The 7,599-nt window shown below is 65.0% G+C and carries 8 protein-coding genes and 2 pseudogenes; 4 read left to right on the forward strand and 6 right to left on the reverse strand.

Features of this window, described 5'->3' with window-relative positions; all coding sequences use genetic code 11:
- Together AC1D1G_RS38220 and AC1D1G_RS38225 are read left to right on the forward strand one after the other, a co-directional pair.
- Window positions 1-276 (forward strand): annotated as a pseudogene (locus AC1D1G_RS38220) (hypothetical protein); the annotation flags it as partial.
- A 251-nt stretch (window positions 277-527) separates the two neighbouring features.
- A pseudogene (locus tag AC1D1G_RS38225) lies at window positions 528-677 on the forward strand (LuxR family transcriptional regulator); the annotation flags it as partial.
- 135 nt (window positions 678-812) lie between these two features.
- Here the strand turns inward: AC1D1G_RS38225 and AC1D1G_RS38230 are convergent.
- From AC1D1G_RS38230 to AC1D1G_RS38240, 3 genes are all read right to left on the reverse strand, one after another.
- A complete protein-coding gene (locus AC1D1G_RS38230) occupies window positions 813-1,013 on the reverse strand; it encodes a DUF4177 domain-containing protein (RefSeq protein ID WP_061042837.1) in 201 nt (66 codons plus the stop codon).
- 255 nt (window positions 1,014-1,268) lie between these two features.
- Window positions 1,269-1,742, reverse strand: coding sequence for a DUF7144 family membrane protein (locus AC1D1G_RS38235; protein ID WP_397517881.1), 474 nt, complete (start codon window positions 1,740-1,742; stop codon window positions 1,269-1,271).
- Between the two features lie 392 nt (window positions 1,743-2,134).
- Window positions 2,135-2,485 carry a hypothetical protein gene (locus AC1D1G_RS38240; RefSeq protein ID WP_317761352.1) on the reverse strand — a complete coding sequence of 117 codons (351 nt, stop codon included), beginning with the start codon at window positions 2,483-2,485 and terminating at the stop codon, window positions 2,135-2,137.
- Window positions 2,486-3,082: 597 nt separating this feature from the next.
- On the opposite strand from AC1D1G_RS38240, the gene AC1D1G_RS38245 reads away from it, so the two are divergent.
- Window positions 3,083-3,733, forward strand: a complete 651-nt coding sequence (locus AC1D1G_RS38245) for a DUF998 domain-containing protein (protein ID WP_477956189.1) — start codon at window positions 3,083-3,085, stop codon at window positions 3,731-3,733.
- 319 nt (window positions 3,734-4,052) lie between these two features.
- Here AC1D1G_RS38245 and AC1D1G_RS38250 read toward each other — a convergent pair whose 3' ends face one another.
- Window positions 4,053-5,189 (reverse strand): glutamate--cysteine ligase, encoded by a 1,137-nt coding sequence (locus AC1D1G_RS38250; protein WP_477956185.1) that lies wholly within the window; start codon window positions 5,187-5,189, stop codon window positions 4,053-4,055.
- A gap of 40 nt (window positions 5,190-5,229) precedes the next feature.
- Between AC1D1G_RS38250 and AC1D1G_RS38255 the strand changes: the two genes are divergently transcribed.
- Window positions 5,230-5,400, forward strand: coding sequence for a GlsB/YeaQ/YmgE family stress response membrane protein (locus tag AC1D1G_RS38255; RefSeq protein WP_477956186.1), 171 nt, complete (start codon window positions 5,230-5,232; stop codon window positions 5,398-5,400).
- Between the two features lie 494 nt (window positions 5,401-5,894).
- Here the strand turns inward: AC1D1G_RS38255 and phoU are convergent, their stop codons facing one another.
- Both phoU and AC1D1G_RS38265 read right to left on the reverse strand, forming a co-directional pair.
- Window positions 5,895-6,542, reverse strand: coding sequence for a phosphate signaling complex protein PhoU (gene phoU / locus AC1D1G_RS38260; protein WP_477956187.1), 648 nt, complete (start codon window positions 6,540-6,542; stop codon window positions 5,895-5,897).
- 142 nt (window positions 6,543-6,684) lie between these two features.
- On the reverse strand, window positions 6,685-7,155 hold the full coding sequence (locus AC1D1G_RS38265) for a DUF7144 family membrane protein (RefSeq protein WP_477956188.1): 471 nt from the start codon (window positions 7,153-7,155) through the stop codon (window positions 6,685-6,687).
- Between the last annotated feature and the right edge of the window lie 444 nt (window positions 7,156-7,599).

Consider the following 7,599-nt stretch of genomic DNA (forward strand, 5'->3'; position numbering starts at 1 on the left):
GTCAAGGGCGGCGTCATGGTCCGCAACGGCGCCGACGAGGGCTACGACTACCGCATCCGCACCCTGGACTTCGCGAACTCCGACACCCCGTTCACCAGTGAAGAGTCCCGCGAACTCGCCGCCGCACTGGCAGGCGACGATCACGCCCGCGTCGTCGCGTTGCTCGAGCGGCACGCCACCCTCGACTACCCCGAAAATAAAGGCTTCGACACGTACAGCGACCAGTTCGGATTCCACTTCGACCACATCGACTCCGTCCACATCGACTGGATCTGATCTCAGCCGGACCGAACCACGGGCGGACAAGTCGTTTCCAATCTTCACCAGGCGCCGTCAGCGACGCGCCCCTGGAGCAGCGCCCACGCATCCTCGAAACCGGCTTCGGGTACGGTTTGTTCGCCGCGGTGAATAACGGACAAAACGGATACTCCTCGGTGTCGCGAGCCTGCGTGTCGACCCATCCGGGCGCCTCGAATCACACAGTGCGTCCAGCGGCAAGCGCGGCGGCTCGAGAAGGTGAGATCGGTATGACTTTTGTTCCTGACTCCACGCCCGACCCCGTCGGGGAGCCGCAACGACGGCCCACGCTGACGCCACGCGAGCTGGAGATCCTTCGCCTGTGGCTGCGGAGCGAATCGAAGACCGTTTCCGCAGCCGACCTGCGAATCAGCCTGGGCACGATCAACACCCACCTGATCCGGCTCCGGGCAAAGTACGCTGCCGCCGGGCGCCCCGTTGCCGACAAATCTGGCTTGTTGATCCGGGCTGCAGGGTGGGCGAAGAACACCTCGGCTGATCGTGTCCGGACCTGCTCAGCTTTCGCGTTCGAAGGTGATCAGCAGTCCCTCCACGCTGCCAGGGCCGATTCTGCCCTTGACATCAGACGAGGTTATCGCTTTGAGACGCCATCCTTGCTGGGCGTACTGGTTGAGCAGGTCTTCGAGTTTGGCGCCGGACATTTTGCCGCCGATCATTTTCTCGCGGACCTCGACGACCTTGTATGTGTATGTCATTGTTGCCGCTCCCGTTGGTTCACGGTGTTCTCGGGGATGGTCGGGGTGTTCACCAGAACGGGTGAACGTCGAGATGAGGTGCTTCCTGGCTCGTCACCCCGTTCGCCTTGGAGTCGGGAATCTTCGAGATGAGGTGTGCACGATGAAGGAAATGGCAGTGCGGATTGCTGTTGCGTCGGCCGTGATCGCTTGTCTAGTGACGGGCGGTGCCGGCACTCATTTTGTCGTACCTTTTGCCCGCGATCTCCGGCCGAGTTACCGAGTGGGAGTGCCGGTACCGCGAAGGTTCGCGTCTGTGATATTTGGTTCCGGGTTCCATGTCGAGACAGCCCAGATGACGACGATATCGAGGGCGATGATCAGCAGTGACCAACCCGGGTAGTAGGGCAACCACAGAAAGTTCGCCAAGATCGAGATGGCGGCGACGACGATGGCCGACACGCGGGCCCACCCGGCGCCGGTGAACAGGGCCAGGCCGACGATCGCGACGAGGACACCGAGGATGATGTGGATCCAGCCCCAGGTGGTGAGGTCGAACTTGTAAACGTACTCGATGCCGCTGACGAACACTTCGTCTTCGGCGACCGCCGCGATGCCTTGGAAGAACTGGATGATGCCGACGGTGACCATGATGACGGCGGCCCCCATCGACGTACCGGCTGCGAAAGCCTGTTTACCAGAGGGATACTCGGAACTCGCTGGATTCACTCCCGAGCTACGATCGGACATGGCTGACCCTTCCCGAGCTTCGGTTTTTACCGGTACCACAATTATCTGCCGCCGTGTGATGTATTCGCGGCGAAATTCGGATTGCGGTTCGAACGAACCCCGGATGTTGTCGTGCCTGGGTGGGGATTACCCGGGGTAAAGTCCGCGCCGGCGTCGGCACGAACCCGCGACCTCGTATTCGCCAGCTACGACAGGCGTGGTGAGTGACGCGGGAAGTACCCCACACTCTCGCTGCCGGTCGCCGGCCGTGCAGCCGGCTCGGGGGTGAGGCGGCGGCAAGCTCGGTTGCGAGCACGGGTTCGGTGAGCGTTGGTGCATGGCTGTATGTGGCGTCGAGTGTGCGGGTGGCTGTGCACACGAGCCTGCACGACTCGTCGACGGCGCCGGAAACATTAATCGTTGTCTGTGGCGTGCTTCCGGTGCCGCGCGAGGAAACGAGCGCGGTGCCGCTCGAGGGTGGCCTCCGTATCGCGGAGGAGCTGCCGATGCCGGCGGGCACTGGCGTATCGCACAGCGGCACCGCGCCGCCGCAACATCTGTGCGTGGGAAGCCGCGGACTGGTCGTCGAACAGAACCGCCGCGGCCTCGTCACACTCGATCAGCACCCACTCGTACGCCAGCCGGGCCGGGGCCGCGTCGTCGAAGAGCGCCGGCATCACCGTGTCGTCGAACAGTTGGAAGGGGACACGCGCGAGTCGGTATTGGAGGCGGCCGAGCGCTCGTGCCACGGCTGCGACTCCCATGGAATTCGATGGTAAGTGGTAGGACGTGCGTGCCGCATCAATTCGACTGCCTCACAATCGGTCCATAGACCTTATGAGAAGTCTCCCTCAAGCACCCGATCAATCGCCGTTTCCGAAAGAGCCGGGCGGGTATTCCGTCCGAAGGACGAGGAGGTCTGCGTTTGCTTGTGCTGGTCGTGTCCGCCGGTGTGCGGGGCCGGGGGCGCCGAAGGACCCCGACCACCTCGCCGAAGAAACCGCCGATAACGGAGAGATGTCAACTGAAACCTTGAAGTGATTGCGCTCCAGTGCTTGTGAATCACCACCAATGTACCGACGACGCCGGGCGCAGAGCCCGATCCCCGGCAAGTACGACCTGATACACAGTGGAGGCTGACGATGCGGATATTTCGGACAGCATTCTCAGGTTCGGGTCGTAGGGTCACGCAGATCATCCGGGTCGGCGATTTCCGGCTTCACTCGACACATCTGGTTCGACAGAGAGAATCCACTATCAGTTATCCGCACCGCGCGGGAACGTCACCGAGAACAGATAATCTGCGCCACGCAGTTGCTGGCACGGCCTGGGTACTTTCGTTCGCCTACTTGTTGGCGGAGGTGTTCACCGCGGCGGCGTGGAGCACGCCTTACAGCTTCGCRCAGGACTCGATCAGCTCCCTRGGCGTGACGACCTGCGAAGTCGGATCCTGCTCACCGATGCACGACGTCATGAATTCGACGTTCGTCGYGCTCGGGGTGCTCACSCTCCTCGGTGCRYTGTTTCTTCATCRGCACATAAGAAGTGGCCGGGAGAAGAAGTGGATACTCTCGCTTGCCGTGATCATCGCGGTCAGCACCGCTGCCACCGGACTGTTTCCGGCGAACGATGGAACGATCATCCACTGGTCGGCSGTGTTGCCGGGSTTCGTGGCGCGCCACGTGGTGCTCGTGCTCATCGCCTGGCATATGTGGCATGAGAAGCGGCTGGTTGCCCTGTGGTCCGCGCTGTGCGCACTCGTGGGCCTGGTCGGTGCCGGCCTCATGCTGGGTCAGGCGCTGCATTTCGGCCTGGGGGAGCGTCTCGCTCTCTACCCGTTGCCGATGTGGATGGCCGTGACCGGCATGGCGGTCCTGATGGGGCTGGCACGCCGCACGGTGTTCCGCAATGTCGAGTTCTCGCTGCGCACTTTCCACCCGCGCACCGTCACTTCACGGCCGAGAAGGTCCGCGGTTACGGCACCTCGGTGCTCGATCGAATGGCAGCCATGAACCAGTGGCGGGGACTCGGCCGAGACACGCGCGTAGCCGAGCAGCATGTGTCGAAAATGCCTTTTGTAGAGGTTTTTCGACATAACTTCTCGACACAGGTTTTCGACGCCATTTGCCTACCAAACCCGTGGGTCAGAGTGGGTGTCGGAAACGATCGATTTCCGTCGCATGACTCCGTCCCAGCGGACTGTTAACGGGGCGGCCGGGTCGTTGAATTTCCGGGCGGGCGACGCGGCTACGCCATCCCCGGGTTCGCGTGTTTCAGCACCCGGGGTGTCGCAGCCGGGTCCAGTGCAACTTCGGCGGTGTCGATGCGGGGTCAGCAGCCTTCGGTCGTGGTGTGGGTGAGCAGGTCGAGCACGGTGGCAAGCGAACCCGCCCGCAACGCCCGGCGTTGCCGGGCGGCGCCGTTGCCGGTCGCCAGGACCCGGGTCACCGCGGCCCGGGAGGCGGTGTAGTCGCCGTGCTCCTCGAGTGCCGGCCGGATGCGGGTCAGCAGGCATTCGAGCAACCCGCCCGCGGGGACCAGTCGGCCCGACAACGCATCGATGCCGTGGCCGGTCAKGCCGTCGTGGGCGGCACGCCAGTACGCCGACCGCAGCACCTGCTGGTCGAGCATCGGGSCSGSGGCGCCGCGGCGRATRTCGGTCATRGCGGTGCCGACCAGACCGCGGATCAGGGCCGCCAGYARCACGGCCTCCCCGGCGGTGGCGGGCACATCCGCGATCCGGACCTCGATCGTCGGCAGGTGCGCCGACAACCGGATGTCCCAGTAGATCATCGCSGTGTCGAGGATGCTTTCGTTCTCGAGCATCCGGGCGACCASGCTGTCGTAGTGCTGCGCGGACCGGAAGTAGGGCGGCGGTCCGGCGCTGGGCCACCGCGACCACAGGAYGTGCCGCCAGCTGGCGTAGCCGGTGTCGCGGCCGGCGCTGATCGGGGAATTCGCGGTCAGCGCCAGCAACACCGGCAGCCACGGYCGCAGGTGGTTGCTGACCGCGGCCGCCACWTCGCGGTTCGGGACACACACGTGCACGTGCGCKCCGCAGATCACCTGTTCGGCCAGGGCTCCGAARCGGTCGGCCATCAGCCGGTAGCGGGGSRCGTCGGTAATCGCCTGCGGGGGCGGGCCGGCCGGGGGCACGGCGACCGCGAGCAGTCGGGCCCCGGCCTTCGCGGCGGCGTCGGCGGCCGCCGCGCGGGCCCGGCGCACCTCCCGCCCCAGGTCCGTCAGGTGRGCGCAGGGCCGAGTGGCCGTCTCGATCTGACATCGGGACAGTTCGAGTTGCAGGTCCGCGCCGAGCGTCCGCCCGACCTTGGCGACCTCGGTGTTGTCCAGGAATGGTGTACCCGTGTGCGGGTGGACGAGGATGAACTCCTCTTCCACCCCGATCGTCGGGGCCGAGCCGGGCAGGGGTGAGCGCATCGGCTCGGTGTTGGGAAGTATCGCCACCATCGCTCGCTCCTGCCCATGCCTGGCCGAGGACCCGACCACCTTGCTGTGGATCACCGATTCCCCGAACTTCCACTACCCGAAACCGGCCGTCCGGCGGTCGTCCCGCCCTCCTCGAACAGGCACCGAATCCTTGACCCCACACCACCTCCTCGGCGCGGTGATCCTGTTGTTCATCGTCAAGGCCGTCACCGGTCGCCGCGTACACCACTAAAGCGACCCCGCACGGGGCCCCGGGACACCAACCAATCACCGACGACAAGACCCCAACTGTCCAGACGAGGCCCATGGGGTGCTTCACGGGTACTCGGACGCCGTCGGAAATGTTGCCCAATCCCAGATGGAGGGTGGCGTCCAGGGGAGTGTCGAAAATGGGAATCGATTCTCGACAGAGTTGGATGGGGTAGATAGGGACTGCGTCCGGTGGTGCCGACTTAGGAAGTTGTACACCCGCCCCCGACGCCCACCGGAATCCGTACCCGCGGACCGTGAAATGGGTTCATTTACCGCGGTAGAGAAGCCCCGCCCACTGCAGATCTGACCGTGCTGCTCACCGCGACATCGTTGCTGGCCGTCACTCGAATTCGAGGCAGCACCTGGGGCGGGATGAGCGAGACCGAGCGACGCCGATACGCTCGCCAGCCGCGCCGCACCGCGAGCATTCAGTAGGCCCGTCGCGGTCCACGCTGGCGACCCGAGTGCGCCGGTCTACGGGCTCAGGGGTTCGCCGGTGACGAGGAAGATCACCCGGCGCCCGACCACGACGGTGTGGTCACCGAAACGTTCGTAGAAACGCCCCAACAAGGTGACATCGACCGCGGCCGGGATGCTRCCGGRCCAGGCCGGATCCTCGAKCARGGTSAGYAGTCGTCGGTGCAGGTCGTCGAGCTCGTCGTCGCGTCTGCCGAGCTCGGCGGCCAGCTCGGGATCATGGGTGCGCAGGACCTGTTCGGCGAGACCGGCAAGCGCGGTCGCCGCTCGCCCCATCCGGTTCAGGATTTCTTCCGTCTCCCCCGAGGTGACGTGGTTCGGGTGCCGGCGGCGCACACTCTCGGCCACGTGCTGCGCCAGCCCGCCCATCCGGCTCAGATCCGACACCAAATGCACCCCGGTGACGACCTGGCGCAGGTCCCGGGCGACGGGGGCCTGCAACGCCAGCAACGCCATCGCCTGCTCCTCACACGGACCGTGTAACCGCTCGATCTGCTCGGTGAGGTCAAGGACCCGCTCGGCCCGCGGAAGATCGGCCTGGACCAGGGCGTCGGTGGCCGACTCGATGGCTTCACCGGCCAGGTGGCACATCAGCGCAAGCTGATTGGTCAGGTCGTCGAGCTGTTCGTGAAACTTGATCCGCATAGGCGTCATCCTGGGGGGTATCCACAACTGAATTCCGACCTGCTGGGCGATCCGCACGGTTGAGCCTCTTCCGCTGCAAGCAAGGGTCGATCCGAGATCGCTCGTCGTGACGGGTCCGGTCCGACCGTGATGCCGGCCGGAATTACCGTGTGGGAGTGCCGGTGCTGCGGAAGGTCCCGTCTCGCAGATCCTGGTCGGGGTTCCACGTCGAGACAGCCCAGATGACGACGACGTCGAGGGCGATGATCAGCAGTGACCACGCCGGGTAGTAGGGCAGCCACAGGAAGTTCGCCAGAATCGAGATCGCGRCGACGATGATGGCTGACACCCGGGCCCATCCGGCGCCGGTGAACAGGGCGAGGCCGACGATCGCGACGAGGGCGCCGAGGACGAGGTGGATCCAGCCCCAGGTGGTGAGGTCGAACTTGTAGACGTAGTCGATCCCGCGGACGAACACTTCGTCGTCGGCGACCGCGGCGATGCCCTGGCAGAACTGGATGAAGCCAACGGTGACCATGATGATGGCCGCGAACATCGACGTGCCGGCCGCGAAACTCTGTTTGGTCGAGGGGTACTCGGACGCTGGGCCCACCCCCACGCTGCGATCGGACATGTCTGGTCCTCCTCGAAGCTTCGATGTGTCGGTACGACGATTGTCCGCCGCCGCGTGCTCCGTTCGCGGGAGAACCCGGATTCCGGCTGGAGGGGCTGGRTGACCATCTTCGCCGGATGACTGGGAACGGGCCAGCTGGGTCGGTTGGTCGGTCTTGTATTTGTTTGTTTGTGCGGACTGGGATGTGTTTGTGCGGGTCACCGGCACTGTGGCTTCACAGTAGAGCGCGAGAAATCCCCGGCGACAGATCACCGCTGCTGCGTGATGGTGGCGGTGAGCTCTGGGGTGAGCTTCTCGGCGTCCGACCCCAGATGGCGCGCGGGGCTTCGCATTCCCGCTCCTGGGCCTCGCCCCCTCATGGAACATGATTAGGACAGGCGGGGTGAGCGACGGGCGAAGGCACCCCGCACACCGCGCACTCTCCCGCTGCTGATCACTGCCGGT

The sequence above is a fragment of the Rhodococcus sp. P3_B8 genome, assembly GCF_056402775.1.